The sequence below is a fragment of the Aeromicrobium stalagmiti genome (genome assembly GCF_013283745.1).
GTDB classification, from domain to species: domain Bacteria; phylum Actinomycetota; class Actinomycetes; order Propionibacteriales; family Nocardioidaceae; genus Aeromicrobium; species Aeromicrobium stalagmiti.
The window spans coordinates 1,091,834-1,107,369 of sequence record NZ_JABSTZ010000001.1; the positions used below are offsets into that span (position 1 = coordinate 1,091,834).

The 15,536-nt window shown below is 71.2% G+C and carries 16 protein-coding genes; 6 read left to right on the forward strand and 10 right to left on the reverse strand.

The window, feature by feature from the left end; genetic code table 11:
- Positions 1-21 precede the first annotated feature (21 nt).
- Together HQK15_RS05325 and HQK15_RS05330 are read right to left on the reverse strand one after the other, a co-directional pair.
- The gene (locus HQK15_RS05325; protein WP_173490351.1) at positions 22-699 is read right to left on the reverse strand and encodes a lysophospholipid acyltransferase family protein; all 678 of its coding nucleotides are present in this window, start codon (positions 697-699) and stop codon (positions 22-24) included.
- Positions 696-1,520, reverse strand: a complete 825-nt coding sequence (locus tag HQK15_RS05330; protein WP_367649065.1) for an alpha/beta hydrolase — start codon at positions 1,518-1,520, stop codon at positions 696-698. The genes HQK15_RS05325 and HQK15_RS05330 overlap by 4 nt, the downstream gene beginning before the upstream one ends.
- 121 nt (positions 1,521-1,641) lie before the next feature.
- Between HQK15_RS05330 and HQK15_RS05335 the strand changes: the two genes are divergently transcribed.
- Positions 1,642-3,132 (forward strand): potassium/proton antiporter, encoded by a 1,491-nt coding sequence (locus HQK15_RS05335; protein WP_173490352.1) that lies wholly within the window; start codon positions 1,642-1,644, stop codon positions 3,130-3,132.
- A 25-nt stretch (positions 3,133-3,157) separates the two neighbouring features.
- Here HQK15_RS05335 and HQK15_RS05340 read toward each other — a convergent pair whose 3' ends face one another.
- Together HQK15_RS05340 and HQK15_RS05345 are read right to left on the reverse strand one after the other, a co-directional pair.
- On the reverse strand, positions 3,158-3,664 hold the full coding sequence (locus tag HQK15_RS05340; RefSeq protein WP_173490353.1) for a LytR C-terminal domain-containing protein: 507 nt from the start codon (positions 3,662-3,664) through the stop codon (positions 3,158-3,160).
- Positions 3,661-3,963 carry a type II toxin-antitoxin system VapB family antitoxin gene (locus HQK15_RS05345; protein WP_173490354.1) on the reverse strand — a complete coding sequence of 101 codons (303 nt, stop codon included), beginning with the start codon at positions 3,961-3,963 and terminating at the stop codon, positions 3,661-3,663. Before HQK15_RS05345 ends, HQK15_RS05340 begins: the two co-directional genes overlap by 4 nt.
- A 48-nt stretch (positions 3,964-4,011) precedes the next feature.
- On the opposite strand from HQK15_RS05345, the gene HQK15_RS05350 reads away from it, so the two are divergent.
- Both HQK15_RS05350 and HQK15_RS05355 read left to right on the forward strand, forming a co-directional pair.
- Positions 4,012-5,739: a helicase HerA-like domain-containing protein gene (locus HQK15_RS05350; RefSeq protein WP_173490355.1), complete on the forward strand. Its 1,728-nt coding sequence runs from the start codon at positions 4,012-4,014 to the stop codon at positions 5,737-5,739.
- Between the two features lie 166 nt (positions 5,740-5,905).
- Positions 5,906-6,712, forward strand: a complete 807-nt coding sequence (locus HQK15_RS05355; protein WP_173490356.1) for a phosphatase PAP2 family protein — start codon at positions 5,906-5,908, stop codon at positions 6,710-6,712.
- 13 nt (positions 6,713-6,725) lie between these two features.
- Here the strand turns inward: HQK15_RS05355 and HQK15_RS05360 are convergent, their stop codons facing one another.
- The 3 genes from HQK15_RS05360 to HQK15_RS05370 form a co-directional block, all read right to left on the reverse strand.
- A complete protein-coding gene (locus tag HQK15_RS05360; RefSeq protein ID WP_367649066.1) occupies positions 6,726-8,261 on the reverse strand; it encodes an acyl-CoA carboxylase subunit beta in 1,536 nt (511 codons plus the stop codon).
- A 70-nt stretch (positions 8,262-8,331) separates the two neighbouring features.
- Positions 8,332-9,957, reverse strand: coding sequence for an FAD-dependent oxidoreductase (locus HQK15_RS05365; protein ID WP_173490357.1), 1,626 nt, complete (start codon positions 9,955-9,957; stop codon positions 8,332-8,334).
- A gap of 33 nt (positions 9,958-9,990) precedes the next feature.
- Entirely contained in the window at positions 9,991-10,899 is a 909-nt protein-coding gene (locus tag HQK15_RS05370; protein WP_173490358.1) for an AurF N-oxygenase family protein, read from the reverse strand.
- 185 nt (positions 10,900-11,084) lie between these two features.
- Between HQK15_RS05370 and HQK15_RS05375 the strand changes: the two genes are divergently transcribed.
- Complete coding sequence (locus HQK15_RS05375) at positions 11,085-11,345, forward strand: metal-sensitive transcriptional regulator (RefSeq protein WP_173490359.1); 261 nt, start codon at positions 11,085-11,087, stop codon at positions 11,343-11,345.
- 11 nt (positions 11,346-11,356) lie between these two features.
- Here the strand turns inward: HQK15_RS05375 and HQK15_RS05380 are convergent, their stop codons facing one another.
- Genes HQK15_RS05380 through HQK15_RS05390 form a run of 3 tightly spaced genes read right to left on the reverse strand, consistent with a single transcriptional unit; the run spans position 11,357 to position 14,423 of the window.
- Entirely contained in the window at positions 11,357-11,971 is a 615-nt protein-coding gene (locus HQK15_RS05380; protein WP_217361346.1) for a class I SAM-dependent methyltransferase, read from the reverse strand.
- Between the two features lie 52 nt (positions 11,972-12,023).
- Positions 12,024-12,230, reverse strand: coding sequence for a YgaP family membrane protein (locus HQK15_RS05385; protein WP_173490361.1), 207 nt, complete (start codon positions 12,228-12,230; stop codon positions 12,024-12,026).
- Positions 12,231-12,272: 42 nt separating this feature from the next.
- Positions 12,273-14,423: an MMPL family transporter gene (locus HQK15_RS05390; RefSeq protein WP_173490362.1), complete on the reverse strand. Its 2,151-nt coding sequence runs from the start codon at positions 14,421-14,423 to the stop codon at positions 12,273-12,275.
- Between the two features lie 116 nt (positions 14,424-14,539).
- On the opposite strand from HQK15_RS05390, the gene HQK15_RS05395 reads away from it, so the two are divergent.
- Positions 14,540-15,073, forward strand: coding sequence for a hypothetical protein (locus HQK15_RS05395; protein WP_173490363.1), 534 nt, complete (start codon positions 14,540-14,542; stop codon positions 15,071-15,073).
- The gene (locus tag HQK15_RS05400) at positions 15,070-15,522 is read left to right on the forward strand and encodes a hypothetical protein (RefSeq protein WP_173490364.1); all 453 of its coding nucleotides are present in this window, start codon (positions 15,070-15,072) and stop codon (positions 15,520-15,522) included. The genes HQK15_RS05395 and HQK15_RS05400 overlap by 4 nt, the downstream gene beginning before the upstream one ends.
- Positions 15,523-15,536: the final 14 nt, after the last annotated feature.

Here is a 15,536-nt window from a genome sequence, read left to right on the forward strand (position 1 = left end):
GTGACCCCCGTCACGACGAGCCTAGGCGGGGGCTGATCCGCCGAGGCGCGCGGGCACCCAGGGCTCGCCCGGCGGGTGCGGTCCGTACGCGTCCTGCACCTCGTGGAGCAGGGCGGTCATCGCGGCGCGCAGCACGGCGGTGAGCTCCTCGGCCGTGCCGGTCGGCGCGATGGGCTCCCCGATCGAGACCATGACCGGGGTCTTGGTCCGCCCGAGGTGCTTCTCGCCGCCCTTGGGCCAGATGCGCTGCGACCCCCACACGATGCTCGGGATGATCGGGACGCCGGCCTCGAGCGCCATGCGGGCCGCCCCCGTCTTGAGCTCCTTGATCTCGAGGCTGAGGCTGATCGTCGCCTCGGGATAGATGCCGACGACCTCACCGGCCCGCAGCTCCTCGACCGCAGCCAGGTAGGCGTCGTGGCCCGCCGACCGGTCGACCGGGATGACCTTGCAGCCCCACATCAGCCAACGGACGAGCAGGTTGCGCCGCAGCTCGGTCTTGCCCATGAACCGGATGAGGCGTCGGTCGACGGAGCGGGCGTTGATGCCCAGATAGGTGAAGTCGACGTAGCTCGTGTGGTTGATCGCGAGGACCGCTCCGCCGGTGGCGGGCAGGCGGTGCGGCCCGACCCGCGTCGTCCGGTGCCCGGTCACGAGGTTGGCCACGCGGAACACCAGGACGAGCAGGGCGTAGATCACAGCGTCTCCAGGATCTCCAAGGTTCGAGCCCAGGCCGTCGAGCTCGGGTCGATGACGACGAAGTGATCGCCCTCGACCTCCGCGAGTTCGGCATCCGCCCCTGCTGCCGTCGCCCGCTCAACGTAGTCGATCGACTGGCTCAGGGGAACGGTGTCGTCGGACGACCCGTGCACGCAGCGCACGGGCACGTCGAGCGGGATGACGCGGGTGGGGTCGGCGAGGTCGTAGCGCTCGTCGACCGATCCGCCCATGAGCTGCTGCACGGCACCCCCGCCGAGGTTGGCCGCGGTCGAGGCGTCGAGGTCGAGCACCCCGGCCTGCGAGATCGCGGCGGTGACCGGCACGGCCGGATCGGCCCAGTCCGAGCCGGCCAGCTGCGGCCGTCCGGCGGCCCAGACCGCCAGGTGCCCGCCGGCGGAGTGCCCGAGGGTGATGACCCTGGCGGTGTCGACGCCGTCGATCGTGGCCAGCGCGTCGATCGCCGCGGCGACGTCGTCGAACGTCGCCGGGTAGCCGCCGCCGTCGCCGACCCGGCGATACTCGATGTTGTAGGCCGTCCAGCCCTCCTCGACGAGGGACGCGGCCAGCGGCCGACCCAGCGAGAGGTCGTACTGCGCCTTCCAGAACCCGCCGTGGATCACCACCACCACGCCCTTGGAGGCGCCGGTCGGACGGGACAGCTCGGCGAACTGCTGCGGTCCCGGGCCGTACGTGATCTTCTCCACGCCGTCCTCCTCGTCGGTGCGGCCGCTGCTGTCGGGCGACGAGCACGCCGCCAGCACGGCTGCCGCCATCAGGGTGAGCATGCTGCGTCGGTCCACGGTGCCATCCCACCGGACAGCCGGTCCGGCCGCCACCCCAACGCGATCGGCGAGTGGTGAGGGCGCCCTTCGAACACCGATAGAATCAGGGTCCGTCGAGTTCATGGGGAGGAGAACCTTCGTGGACGTGCATGACCTCGACCGCTACCTGCTGGTCGGGGCCGCGGTGCTCATCCTCGCCGTCCTCGCGGTCCGCCTCTCGGTCAGCATCGGCCTGCCGTCGCTGCTGGTCTACCTCGGTCTCGGCCTGATGCTCGGCAGCTCCGGCCTCGGCATCGAGTTCGCCGACGCCGATCTCGCCCACGCGCTCGGCTTCGGCGGGCTCGTGCTGATCCTGGCCGAGGGTGGTCTGACGACCAAGTGGGAGCACGTCCGACCCAATCTGGGCTACGGCCTGCTGCTGGCGACGCTGGGCTCGGCCATCAGCGTCGTCGTGGTGGCGACGGGCGCCCACCTGTTCCTCGGGCTCGAGTGGGAGCTCGCGATCCTGCTGGCCGCCGTGCTCACCCCGACCGATGCGGCCGCCGTCTTCTCGGTCCTGCGGACCGTTCCCCTGAAGTCGTCGGTCACGGGCACGCTCGAGGCCGAGTCCGGCCTCAACGACGCCCCCATCGTCGTGCTGGTCGTCGCGATCAGCGCGGGCGACGTCGCCGACAAGGGCGTCGGCTACCTCGTGGGCCTCGTCGTGTTCGAGCTCGTCGTCGGTGCACTGTTCGGTGTCGGCATCGGGTGGTTCGGTGCGTGGCTCCTGCGCCGGGTCGCGCTGCCGGCGTCCGGTCTCTACCCGCTCGTCGTCATCGCCTTCACGGTGCTGGCCTACGGCGCCGCGGCCGCGGTCCACGCCAGCGGGTTCGCCGCGGTCTACGTCGCGGCCCTGGTGCTCGGCAGCGCCGACCTTCCCCACCGCACGGCCACGCGCTCGTTCATCGAGGGGGTCGGCTGGCTCGCCCAGATCGGCCTGTTCGTCATGCTCGGGCTGCTCGCGAGTCCCGACGAGCTGCAGTGGTGGCACGTCTGGCACGGCATCGTCGTCGGAGCGATCCTCACGTTCGTGGCGCGCCCGCTCACCGTCATGGCGTGTGCGGTGTGGTTCGGCCGCAGCCCACGCGAGCAGCTCTTCGTGGGCTGGGCGGGCCTGCGCGGGGCGGTGCCGATCGTGCTCGCGACGATCCCGCTGTCGGCCGGGGTCGCGGGGTCGCGCGACCTGTTCAACGTCGTGTTCGTCGCTGTTGTCATCTACACCCTGCTGCAGGCCGCGCCGCTGGCGCAGCTCGCCGCGGCGTGCGGCGTGCTGTCCGACGCGGCGCGCGACGTCGAGGTCGAGGCCGCGCCGCTCGAGCGCGTCTCGGCCGACCTCCTGCAGATCAGGGTGCCGCACGGCTCGCGGCTCGCGGGCGTCGAGGTCGGCGAGCTGCGCCTGCCGGTCGGCGCCTCGGTCACCCTCGTGGTGCGCGACGAGAAGACCTTCGTCCCGCACCGCACCGACCGGATCGCGATCCACGACGACCTGCTGATCGTCGCCGAGCGCTCGGTCCGCGAGCAGACCGAGAGCCGGCTGCGCGAGGTCGGACGCCACGGCCGACTGGCCGGCTGGGGCAGGGACGCGCCCTAGCCCCGAGGGGTGTGGCGGCTGGCGGTCAGGGCAGCGGCACGACGGGGACGCACACGCGGATGTCGCGGTCGGTCTTGACCGAGGTGCGGGACTTGCTCTTGAGGCCCGAGAAGTTGTTGCCGACCACCACGGTGACACCACCGGGGACCTCGATGTCGAGCTCGGCGTACGTGACCTTGTCGCGGAACTGCGCGGCGACGAGCTTGACCCGCGGATCGTCCCGGTTGGGGGTCAGGATCGCGACCCGGCCGGGCGTGGCCTGGCTCGTGCTGTTGCCGATCTGCCCGCCGAGGAAGCCGTTGGCCTGCAGGTTGATCGTGACGCGGTTGGCGAGACCGGAGCGGGTCGACGCGTTGAACACGTTGACCCGCACGACGTTGCTGTTGAGGTCGGTGCCGGCCTTGACGACCGAGGCCCGGCAGCCGGCGGTGGGCTCAGCGGCCTCGGTGCCCGAGACCAGAAGGCGGACGCCGACGATCGTGCCGACGACGAAGACGACGACCGCGACGGTCATCGTGGCGATACGGGTCATGCGTGCTTGCCGATCGAGTGGACGCGGGCGTGGAGCATGTTGCGCTGCTGCAGCGCGGCGCGCAGGGCGCGGTGCAGGCCGTCCTCGAGATAGAGCTCGCCGCGCCAGCTGACGACATGGGCGAAGAGGTCACCGAAGTAGGTCGAGTCGTCGTCGAGCAGGTGCTCGAGGTCGAGCTGGGTCTTGGTGGTCGTGAGGTCGTCGAGACGCACCTGGGAGGGGGAGATCTCGGCCCACAGGCTCTGCGAGAGCCCGTGGTCGGGATAGGGACGCCCGTCGCTCACCCTCCTGAAGATCACCCGGTCAGTCTAGACAGACCAACGCTGGTACGCCGGTAGCCTTGGCCCATGACGACGAGCGACGACGCCCAGACAGCTGCCGAGGAGGCCGCCCAGGCCGCCGCAGAGGCACAGGCTGTCGCCGAGGCGGCGCAGAAGAGGGCCGAGGAGCTGGCTGCCGCGGCAGCCCAGGCCCAGGCCCAGGCCCAGGCCACGGAACCCGCGGCAGCGGCGCCGGCCGAGGCACCGGCCGCGGCGGCCAGCGAGATCGTCGAGATCGTCACGGCCGGCTACACGTTCGAGGGCACCGCCATCGAGATGGGAGCACTCGTCGACGGCGGTCCCGTGCCCGCGGCGCAGGTGCGGATCCCGCTCGCGATGCTCAACCGTCACGGCCTCGTCGCCGGCGCCACCGGCACCGGCAAGACCAAGACCCTGCAGGTGCTCGCCGAGCAGATCGCCGCCAACGGCGTGCCGGTCTTCGCCGCCGACATCAAGGGTGACCTGTCGGGCATCGCCACGGCCGGCACGCCCAACGACAAGCTGCTCGAGCGCACCCGCAGCATCGGGCAGGACTGGCAGCCGGTCGCCTCCGCGACCGAGTACTACGCGCTGGGCGGTGTCGGCATGGGGCTGCCGGTCCGCGCGACGATCGACGGCTTCGGCCCGACGCTGCTGTCCAAGGTGCTGGGCCTCAACGCGACCCAGGAGTCGTCCCTGGGTCTGGTGTTCCACTACGCCCGCAAGGCGTCGCTGCCACTGATCGACCTCGACGACCTGCGCGACGTCCTGACCTACCTGACCGGCGACGGCAAGGCCGAGCTGAAGGCGCTCGGCGGATTGTCGGCCGCGACGGTCGGCGTCATCCTGCGCGAGCTGATCGCGTTCGCCGACGAGGGTGCCGACCAGTTCTTCGGCCAGCCCGAGATCGTGGTCTCCGACTTCCTGCGCACGGCACCCGACGGACGGGGCATCGTCTCGCTGCTCGAGGTGCCGGGCGTGCAGGACAAGCCGGCGCTGTTCTCGACGTTCCTCATGTACCTGCTCAACCAGCTCTTCACCGAGCTGCCGGAGGTCGGCGACTCCGACAAGCCCAAGCTGGTCTTCTTCTTCGACGAGGCGCACCTGCTGTTCGCCGACGCGTCCGACGACTTCCTCGAGACGATCACGCAGACCGTCCGCCTCATCCGCTCCAAGGGCGTCGGCATCTTCTTCGTCACGCAGACCCCCAAGGACGTCCCGAGCGACGTCCTGGCACAGCTCGGCTCGCGGGTGCAGCACCAGCTGCGGGCGCACACCCCCGACGCGGCCAAGGCGCTCAAGGCGACGGTGTCGACCTACCCCAACACGACCTACGACCTCGAGGAGGTGCTGACGTCGCTCGGCATCGGCGAGGCCATCGTCACCGTCATGAGCGACAAGGGTGCACCGACGCCGGTCGCCTGGACCCGCCTGCGGGCGCCGCAGGGATCGATGGACCCGACGCCGTCCGACCAGATCCAGGCCGCCGTCGCGTCCTCGCCGCTGCTCGCCAAGTACGGCACGGCGGTCGACCCCGAGTCGGCCAGCGAGATCCTCGGTGCCAAGGGGGCCGCGGCGGCCGCGGCAGCCCAGCAGGCCGAGGCTGACGCGAGGGTGCAGAAGGAGGCCGAGCGCATCGAGAAGCAGGCCCCGAGGCGATCGACGACCCGCTCCTCGCGGTCTAACCGGATGTCGCCGGTCGACCGGGCCGTGGGCGAGGCGAGCCGCACGATCGCCCGAGAGCTCATCAAGAACCTGTTCAGAAAACGTCGTTGAGGGGTACTAGCGTCGCCGTGCGGGGAAATTCTCGACGACCCTGAGGAAGAAATCAGGGAGTCCACTGGTTGTGGATGTCGGGAAAGCACACAAAGATGAAACACAGGAAGGCGCACCTGGGCGCCTTCTGCTGGGTCAGGGGCCCGAGCGACGCACAGGAGGCGTGATGACCCAGTCGGCTCAGCAGACGACCCCGGCGGTGGCCGAGAGCACGTCCGACCGCGTGCTGCACGCCGTCACCCGTGCAGGGTTCGAGATCGCGCTGATCGCCGTCCTCTACGTCGGCTACTGCATCACCCGCACGTTCGCCTCGACCGCGTTCGCACCTGCCCGAGGCCGCGCGCTCGACATCCTGACGTTCGAGAAGTCCTGGCGCATCGACGTCGAGTCGTGGCTCAACGACCAGTTCCTCGCCCACGACTGGCTCGGCGTCGCCGCCAGCTACTGGTACGCCACGACGCACTACCTGGTCACCCTGGCGGTGCTGATCTGGCTCTACCGGCGCGGCGCCGTCCAGTACGTCACCGCGCGGCGCGCGATCGTCCTCGCCTCGCTGATCGGGCTGACGCTCTACCTCCTGATGCCGACGGCGCCTCCGCGCCTGGTCGGCGGCTACCACGACATCCTCAGCCTCCACTCCGGCATCGGCTGGTGGAGCCAGAACGGGTCCGCGCCCAAGGGTCTCGGCGACATCACCAACGAGCTCGCCGCCTTCCCGTCGCTCCACGCCGGATGGGCCCTGTGGGTCGCGATCGTGCTGATCCGCGCCGGGGTGCCGCGCGTCGTGCAGGGCATCGGGCTCGCCTATGCGGCCACCATGACGCTCGTCATCATCGGAACGGGCAACCACTGGGTCGTCGACGCGGTCGCCGGCTGGGCGGTCGTGCTGGTCGCCTTCGGGGTGTCGATCGCGTGGGAGCGCAAGGGTCCGGCCGGAGCGCACGACGACGACGAGGTGCTCGTCGCGACCTAGCGGGTCGTTCGCGTCACCACGTGTCGACGGCCGCTCCGCTGCCGGTCAGGCGCCCGTCCCGCGCCGCGGCCGAGACCAGCCGCGCGAGCAGTGCGCGGGTCTCGGCGGGGTCGATGACGTCGTCGATCTCGAAGTGCCGTGCCACGTTGAGCGCGGCGGCACCGGCCTGCGCATGGGCGGTCAGCTCGCGCACCTGCTGCTCGCGCTCGGCCTCGTCCTCGATGGCCGCGAGCTCCTTGCGCATCGCCAGGCGCACCGCACCCTCCAGGCCCATCGCCCCGAGATGGGCGCCGGGCCACGCGACCGTCATCAGCGGCTCGTGCGTGCTGCCGCCGAGCATGGCCTGCGCGCCGAGCCCGTAGGCGCGTCGCAGGACGACGCCGATGAGCGGCACCTGCATGCGGGCGGCGGCGACGAGCAGGCGTGACGTGTGACGCACGAGGCCGGTCTGCTCGGCATCGGCGCCGACCATCATCCCCGGGGTGTCGACCAGCGAGACGACGGGGAATCCGTGGGCGTCGCACAGCTGCAGGAACCGCGCCGCCTTGTCGCCGGCATCGGCGGTGACGGCGCCGGCGGTGTGCCGGGTGTCGTTGGCGACCAGGCCGACCGTGCGCCCCTCCAGGCGCCCCAGCGCCGTGACGAGCTCGGGGGCGAACGTGGGTCGCAGCACCGTGACGCTGTCGTCGTCGCACAGCGTCTCGATCACGGGCACGACGTCGTAGGCGGTGCGCTCGCCCTCGGGGACGGCGTCGCGGAGCCACGACTGGTCGGGTGCCGTCCAGCCCTCGACCGGGCCCAGGAAGTAGCCCAGCAGGGTGCGAGCGGTGTCGACGGCGTCCTCGTCGTCGACCAGCACGTCGACGACGCCGTTGGCGGTCATGACGTCGACCGGGCCGACATCAGCCGCCGCGACGTCACCGAGCCCGCCGCCGGCGATCATCGCCGGGCCACCCATCCCCAGGGAGGCGCGCGGCGTGGCGACGATGAGGTCCGAGCAGCCGGCGATGACGGCGTTGCCGGCGAAGCAGTAGTCGTCCACGACCGCGATGCGTGGCACCCGTCCGGACAGGCGGGCCCAGGCGGCGAACGTCGTCACGTCGAGCGCGGACACCAGCGGGATGTCGGTGTCGCCCGGGCGTCCGCCACCGCCCGCGGCGAAGAACACCGTGGGCAGGGCCAGCTGCTCGACGACCTCGATCAGCCGGTCGGTCTTGCGGTGCCCCCGCATGCCCTGGGTCCCGGCCATCACGAGGTAGTCGTACGACATGACGGCGCAGGCATGGCCGCCGATCGTGGCGATGCCGCCGACGATGCCGTCGGCGACGGAGCGATCGAGCAGGTCGTCGAGACCGCGTCGTCCCTCCTGGGCGGCCGTCACGAAGCGGCCGTACTCGACGAAGCTGCCGGGGTCGACCAGGTCGGCGACGTGCTCGCGCGCGCTGCGTCCGCCACGGGCGCGCAGCCGCTCGACGGCCTCAGGGCGTGCCGTGTCCTCGGTGAGGGCGCGCCGGGCCAACAGGTCCAGCAGCTCGGGGCGGATCGTCACGCAGACCTCCTGGTGTGTGGCTCGACCGCACGCTAACAGCAGCGATCGGGCCGCCGGCGGCCCGGGAGGATCAGCGCGGTCGGCGCCGCAGCATCTCCTCGGCGGTGAGGAACTTGACCCGCGGCCGCTCCTCGGCCGATCCCCGGGCCCGCTCGGCGGCGTCGATCCGCTTCATGCGGCGGCGGTCCACGACATCGACGCCGCGCCGCTTGAGCAGCCGCGCGAACTCCTTGGCGGTGCGCGGCGCGTCAGGCAGCCGGTGCTCGCGGGCGTCGGCCAGCAAGGTCGCGACCGTCTCCTGGGCGTCGGTGCGGTTGGCGCCGATGCCGCCGGTCGCCCCGCGCTTGATCCACCCCACGACGTACGTGCCGGGCACCGGCTCGCTCGTCGCAGGATCCGTGACGCGTCCTGCGGTGTGCGGCACGGTCGTCGTGGCCTCGTCGAACGGGAGGCCGTCGACGCGGGTGCCGCGGTGGCCGGTCGACCGCACGAGCAGGCCGGTGGCGACGAGCTCGGTGGCGTCGTTGGCAGGGTCGGTGTGGCCCAGGCGCACGCCCTCGACGGACTGCTCGCCGACGACCTCCTCGACCGTGCGGTGGAAGGCCAGCACGAGCCGTCGACCCGGAGCCGGTGGCTGCGACCAGTCGACGGGGGTGAGGGGCACGTCGGCCAGCAGCGCGGCCTTCGAGCCCGGCTCGGCCGCGGCGATCTCGGCCGCGACGGCGTCGTCGGCCTCGACCACGACGTCGATCCCGGCGGGCATCATGAGCAGCTCGGGTCGGGTGAACGCCGCGTGCTGGGGTCCGCGGCGGCCGAGCACGACGACCTCGCGCACCGTGCCGGCCCGCAGCGCCTCGAGCGCGTGGTCGGCGATGTCGGTGCGGCCGAGCGCCTCGACGTCACCGAGCAGGATGCGGGCGACGTCGAGCGCGACGTTGCCGTTGCCGACCACGACGACCCGGTCGGTGGACACGTCGACGTGGCTGCCGGCGACGTCGGTGTGGCCGTTGTACCAGCCCACGACGTCCGGCGACCCGTGCACGCCGGGCAGGTGCTCGCCGGGCACGTCGAGCGGCCGGTCGGTACGGGCCCCGACGGCGTAGATCACGGCATCGTGGTGCTCGAGCAGGTCGGCGTGGGTGACGTCGCGACCGACCTCGACGTTGAGGAACATCGAGGTGCGCGGGTGGTCGTACGTCCACGTGAACATGTCGCCGAGGCGCTTGGTGTCCTGGTGGTCAGGGGCGATGCCGGCCCGCACGAGACCGCCGGCGACCGGGAGCCGCTCGATCATCGACACCTCGGCCGACGACGTCGTGAGCAGCTCGCGGGCGGCGTAGGACGCGGCGGGCCCCGTCCCGACGACGGCCACGCGCAGGGGCTTGGCTCTCGGTGCCTCGACGACCGGGAAGGTGGGGTCGGCCCACGTGTCGGTGGCGGGACGGTCGGCGTAGTAGGCGGCGTTGATGTCGCCGAAGACCTGCTCGCTGCCCGTCAGCAGCGCGAGCGGCTTGATCGCCGAGACCGGGCAGGCATCGGCGCACGCCCCGCAGTCGATGCACGACTTCGGGTCGACGTAGACCATCTCGGTCTTGCCGAAGTCGGGCTCACCGGGCGCGGGGTGGATGCAGTTGACGGGGCACACCGACATGCACGAGGCGTCGTTGCAGCAGGCCTGGGTGACGACGTACGTCATGGGTGTCGGGTCCTCGTCGGGTCGTGTCGCAGATCAGAGCATGTGTACAGCACGGTAGCGACGCATCGCCGCCGGCGTCAGCAGACCGACCTCGGACAGGAAGTCCATGAGGTGCACGCAGCTCAGGCGCATGAGGTTGTGGTGGTGCTCGTTGGACTTCGCGGCCTCGAGCGCGCGCTTCTTGTCCAGGCCCGCCGCCTCGTAGACCGCGGGGTTGACCATGCTCTTGACGATCACGTAGGCCGCGGTCGAGATGACCCAGGCGCTCTGACGACGGCGCAGCGCGCTCGAGCCCTCGAGGTGCTCACGGATCTCGTGCCGGGCGAACTTCATGTGCCGGGCCTCCTCCACGACGTGGATCTTGCTGGTCGTGCGGACGATCGGCAGGACGTTCTCGCCGCGCATCCAGTCGCGCTGCATGACGTCGAGGATCTCCTCGGCGACGAGGATCGCGCCGTACGCCACCTCGGCCTTGGCGACCGACTTCAGGCCGCGGGCGGCCTCGACGACGGGGCGGCTCGGCACGTAGTGGGGGACACCCATCGCGCTGCACGCGCGGGCGAACATCAGGGAGTGGCGGCACTCGTCGGCGATCTCGGTGAGCGCGAACTGGAACTCCGAGCCGGTCACGTCGGCGGTGTACTGCTCGCGGAGCAGCATCTGCTGCAGGATCATCTCGAACCAGATGCCGGTGCTCATGATCGAGCCGACCTCGTGGCGGGTCAGCGTGACGCGCTGCTCCGGAGTCATCTCGTCCCAGAGGTCGGTGCCGTAGAGCGTCGACCACTCGGGGTTGAGGCCGAAGTGCGTGGGGTCGAGCGGCGTGTCCCAGTCGACCTCGGTCTGCGGGTCGTACGACAGCTTCTGCGACGACTCGAGCAGGCGGGCCAGGGCGTCGTCGGGGTCGATCGTCGTACGGAACTCGTCGGCGGTGACAGTCATCCGGACCTCCACGGTGAATATGACACAGGTGATGTGACATCAAGAATGGTGCGTTCCATACCGAGGGTATGTGATGACGGCCGCGAGAGCCAGTCCGGGGAGGATGAGATCCACGTCACTGCGAGTGCCGATATACGCCACGGGGTATCCTGAGACCGATCACCGCACTCACCTGGAGGCACCCCGTGGAGCTCGACCGCGATCAGATGGACGCCGTCGTCAAACGGCTCAACCGCGCCCAGGGCCAGATCGGCGGGGTCGTCAAGATGATCGAGGAGGGCCGCGACTGCAAGGACGTCGTGATGCAGCTGGCCGCGGTGTCGAAGGCGCTGGACCGTGCGGGTTTCGCCGTCATCGCGACGGGTCTGCGGCAGTGCATCGACGATCCCGACGGCGAGGGCATGGACGTGGCGACGATGGAGAAGCTGTTCCTCTCGCTCGCCTAGGGACCCCCGCGTCACGCCTCCCGGGGCGCTGACAGGCGGGCCGACCCGGTCACGAACCAGCCGAAGGGGCGTGCGGGCCAGAGCCGCGACGCGTACCGCTGGTGCAGGTCCGGCACGTCGAGACCGGTTTCGGCCAGGAGGACCGGGACGTCCCGGTCGAGGTGACAGCCGCCGGCCAGCGGGCCCCATGCCGGCTGGAGGCGGCGCTGCGCGGCGGCGACTCGCGGCGACGGTGACAGCGAGTGCTCGACGAAGTGCAGGCGGCCGCCCGGCTTGAGGACGCGCGTGACCTCGGCCAGCGCCGATCTCAGGTCGGGGATCGTGCACATCGTCCATGTCGAGACGACTGCATCGACGCTGCCGGCCGCCAGGTCGAGCTCCGCCCCGTCGAGTCCGATGCGGTCGACGGGGCGGTCGAACGACGCGATGCTGGGTGCAGCCCGCTCCCAGGCGAGGTCTGACGGCTCGACCGCGAGGACGCGGGTGACGGCATCACCGTAGTGCGCGAGGTTGGTGCCCGACCCGAACCCGAGCTCGAGGACGTCGCCGGCGAGAGGGCGGGCGACCCGCTCCCGCCACCCGCCGGTGATCCTCTCGCCGAGGGCCACGTCGACGAGGCGTGGCACGGCACGTTCGTCCCACCAGCTCCTCGGACCCATGAGGGTCAGTGTGGCCGACTCAGCGGTCGAACGCCGGTCCGGGCCTCACCCCGAGCCGCCGCAGGATCGAGGCCGCTGGGCAGAAGCCCGTGACGCTCGACTGCAGCAGGTTGAGCCCGACGAAGCCGGTCAGCAGGAGCCACCACGGTGAGGCGGTCGCGGCCAGCAGGGTGCCGAGCAGGGTCAGGGTGCCGGCCAAGGTCAGCACGGCGCGGTCGATGTTCATGGGGTGCTCCTGGTGTCAGGTGTGGGCGGGTGGGTGTGGTGCTCAGTGGGAGAAGGTGATGTTCGGCAGCACCTTGCGCAGCCAGGCGGGTGACCACCAGGCACCGTGCCCCGTCAGGCGCAGGATCACGGGCAGGAGGATCAGGCGGACGAGTGCCGCGTCGAGCAGCACGGCGACGCCGAGGATGATGCCCATCTCCTTGGGGGGCAGGGGCTCGGCGAGGGCGAAGGTGAAGAACACCGCCACCATCACCGCAGCCGCTGCGAAGATGACGCGTCCTGAGTGGGCGAGCCCGTCGACCTGTGCGTCCTCGGCGCTGCCGGAGACCTCGTAGTGCTCCTTGGCCGTGGCGAGCAGGAACACGGTGTAGTCCATCGCGATCGCGAAGATCATGGCGAAGAAGAACACCGGGGCCCAGCCGTCGAGGAAGCCCTGGGGCTCGAAGCCGAGCAGGCCGGCTCCGTGGCCGTCCTGGAAGATCAGCTTGGCGACGCCGAATGCTGCGGCGGTCGACAGCAGGCTGACCAGCGTCCCGAGCAGGGCGATCAACGGTGCCTGCAGGGCGACCAGCAGCAGGGCGAAGCCGAGCACCAGGATGATGCCCATGACGATCGGCAGATACCTGTCGAGGGCCGACTGCAGGTCGAGGTTCTCCGCGGGAGCCCCTCCGACGACGGCCTCGCCGGGCAGGTCGGCACGTGTCGCGTCGAGGATCGTGCCCAGGGCCGGGGACGACGGGTCCACGGACGGGACCGCCTGCACCATGACGTAGTCGCTGCCGTCAGAGGCGGGCTGGGCCGGACCGACCATCGAGAACGAGTCGCCCTGGGCGAGCAGCGCCTCGCGGACGGCTGTTGCCTCCTGGCTGGGGGCGATCACCTGCAGGGCTCCGGGTGCGCCGTCACCGAACGCCTGCTGGACGACCTCGTACCCCTGACGGACCGGCGCGTCCTCGGGGACGACGGCGATCGACGGCATCGCGACCTTCAGCGACAGGACGGGCAGGGCCAGCAGCACGAGGATGCCCACGGACGCGACGGCGAACGGCCACGGGTGCCGGTGGAGCAGCGCACCCCAGGTGCCGAAGCGGTGCGAGCGCGGCTGGTGGGCCTTGGCCCACGGCAGGGAGGCCTTGTCGATGCGCGTGCCGAGCCCGCCGAGGATCGCCGGCAGCAGCGTCATGGTGGCGGCCAGCACGAACACGACGGCGAGCATGATGCCGACGGCCATCGTGCGCACTGCCGGTGCAGGAACCACGAGGACCGCCGACAGGCTGACGAGCACGGTGAGGCCCGAGAGCATGACGGCCTTGCCGGCGGTGTCCATGGTCTCGGCGACGGCCTGGACGGGCGTGCGTCCGTGGTGCAGGCCGCTGCGGAAGCGGTGGACGATGAACAGGGCGTAGTCGATGCCCAGGGCTAGCGCGAACATCAGGGCGAAGTTCATGGCCCACACCGAGATGGGGGTGATCTGGTTCAGCAGCACCAGGGCGCCGGCGGACGCGCCGAGACCGGCCATCGTCAGCAGGAGCGGCAGCCCCGCGGCCACCAGGGAGCCGAAGGCCAGCACCATGATGGTCAGCGTGACGGGCCACGAGATGATCTCGGCCTTGATCATGGCGTCGTGGTTGGCCTTGTTGAAGTCGCTCCACAGGGCTGAGGCGCCGGTCGGATAGACGTCGACGCCGTCGCCGGAGAGCCCGGTCAGTGACTCCTTGAGGTCGTCGACGGCGCGGACCATCTCGTTGGGGTCGGCGGCCGCGCCCGCGAGCAGGATGGCGGTACGGCTGTCGGGGCTGATCGTGAAGCCGGGCTGTGGGGGCACGATCGCGCCGATGCGGTCGTCCGAATTCAGGATCGCGGTGGCCTGCGCCACGACGTCCTGCGCGGCCGCCGAGTCGACCGAGCCGTTCTCGGTGTGGATCACGAGCTGGATGGCGTTGGACGAGTTGCCGCCGAAGTGCTGCTGCGCGAGCTCACGGGCCTTGACCGAGTCCGAGCCGTTGTCCTGCCACCCGGCGCCCGCGAGGTCGGAGAACACGCTCGGCGCCAACGAGCCCAGGCCTGCCACGAGCAGGAGCCACGCGATGGCGACGGCGCGGGTGCGAGTGGCCATGAGGGCGCCCCATCGCCCGAGGGCACCGGGGCGCGGATCGGTCGGCAGAGGTGGAGGCGAGGTGGTCGGTGTCGTCATGCGGTCACCGTAGCAGATACCCCCGGGGGTATACAAGGAGGCCGCGATCGCGGCGAATATGGCCGTCGCGACGTGGTCGTATGGCCCGCGTCGCGCTGTCCGGGTACCGTCGTCCCATGGCTCTCGGGGGAAGTGATCCAGGCGGCAGCGACCCGTTCTGGAGCGTGGTGCGGCGCGAGCACCCGGACATCGACGTGATCGTCCTCGATGTGCCGTCGCCGCTGGACCCGCCTGCCGGCGTGGCCGGGCAGACCGTCCCGATCGACCAGCTGCGGCTGATCGTGCGAGGGGTCGACGACCTCTACGCCTCGATCCTGCACCTGCTCCCGCCCGACCTCCCCGCGCCGACCCGCGTCTGGCGCGGAGCGGCCGGTGGTGACGCCTACGTGGTCGAGAAGGCACTGAGGGAGGCTGGCGGCGAGGCCGGTCTCGAGCTCCTGCGCCGGCTGGCCCGGCACCTGCACGACCGCGGCTGGGCCGTCGAGGCCGCGGGTGACGAGCGGCGTCCGCACCTCATGGCCACGAACGGCTGGATCGACCTCGACGCACGCAGCGGTGCCGCGGCCACGCAGCTCACGATCGCGGGTCCCGTCGTCCAGGTCGCGCCCGACGACCAGGCGACCCTGGAGCGCGAGGGGGACGGGCGGTGACCGGCGGGATGGAGGTCGACTACTCGATCCTCCGCGAGGCATCGGTGGTCTGGGACGGCGCAGCCGACAGCCTCGACGGCGGCTGGCGTCGCCTGCACGGGACGTCCGGATCGCCCATGGACCCCGGCGTCGCGGGTGCGTTCGAGACGTTCCGGGAGCGCTGGGTCGACGAGGTCAAGCGGGTGGCCACGAGGTCGCAGACCCACTCCGAGAGCCTCAGCGACGCGGTGGCCGCCTACGAGACCATCGATGCCAAGGCCTACGCGCGGATGCGGGCGATCCTGCCGTTCGACTACCGCGACAGCACGCTCGACCCCGAGGGTGCGCCGCCGCCTGAGCCCTCTCCCACTCCCGGTCCGTCGCCGTCCCCCGAGGTCGGCTCCGAGCCCGAGCCCGAGCCGTCGCCGCCGAGCCCGTCGCCCGGCCCGTCACCCACGCCATCGCCATGACATCGAGGGGAATG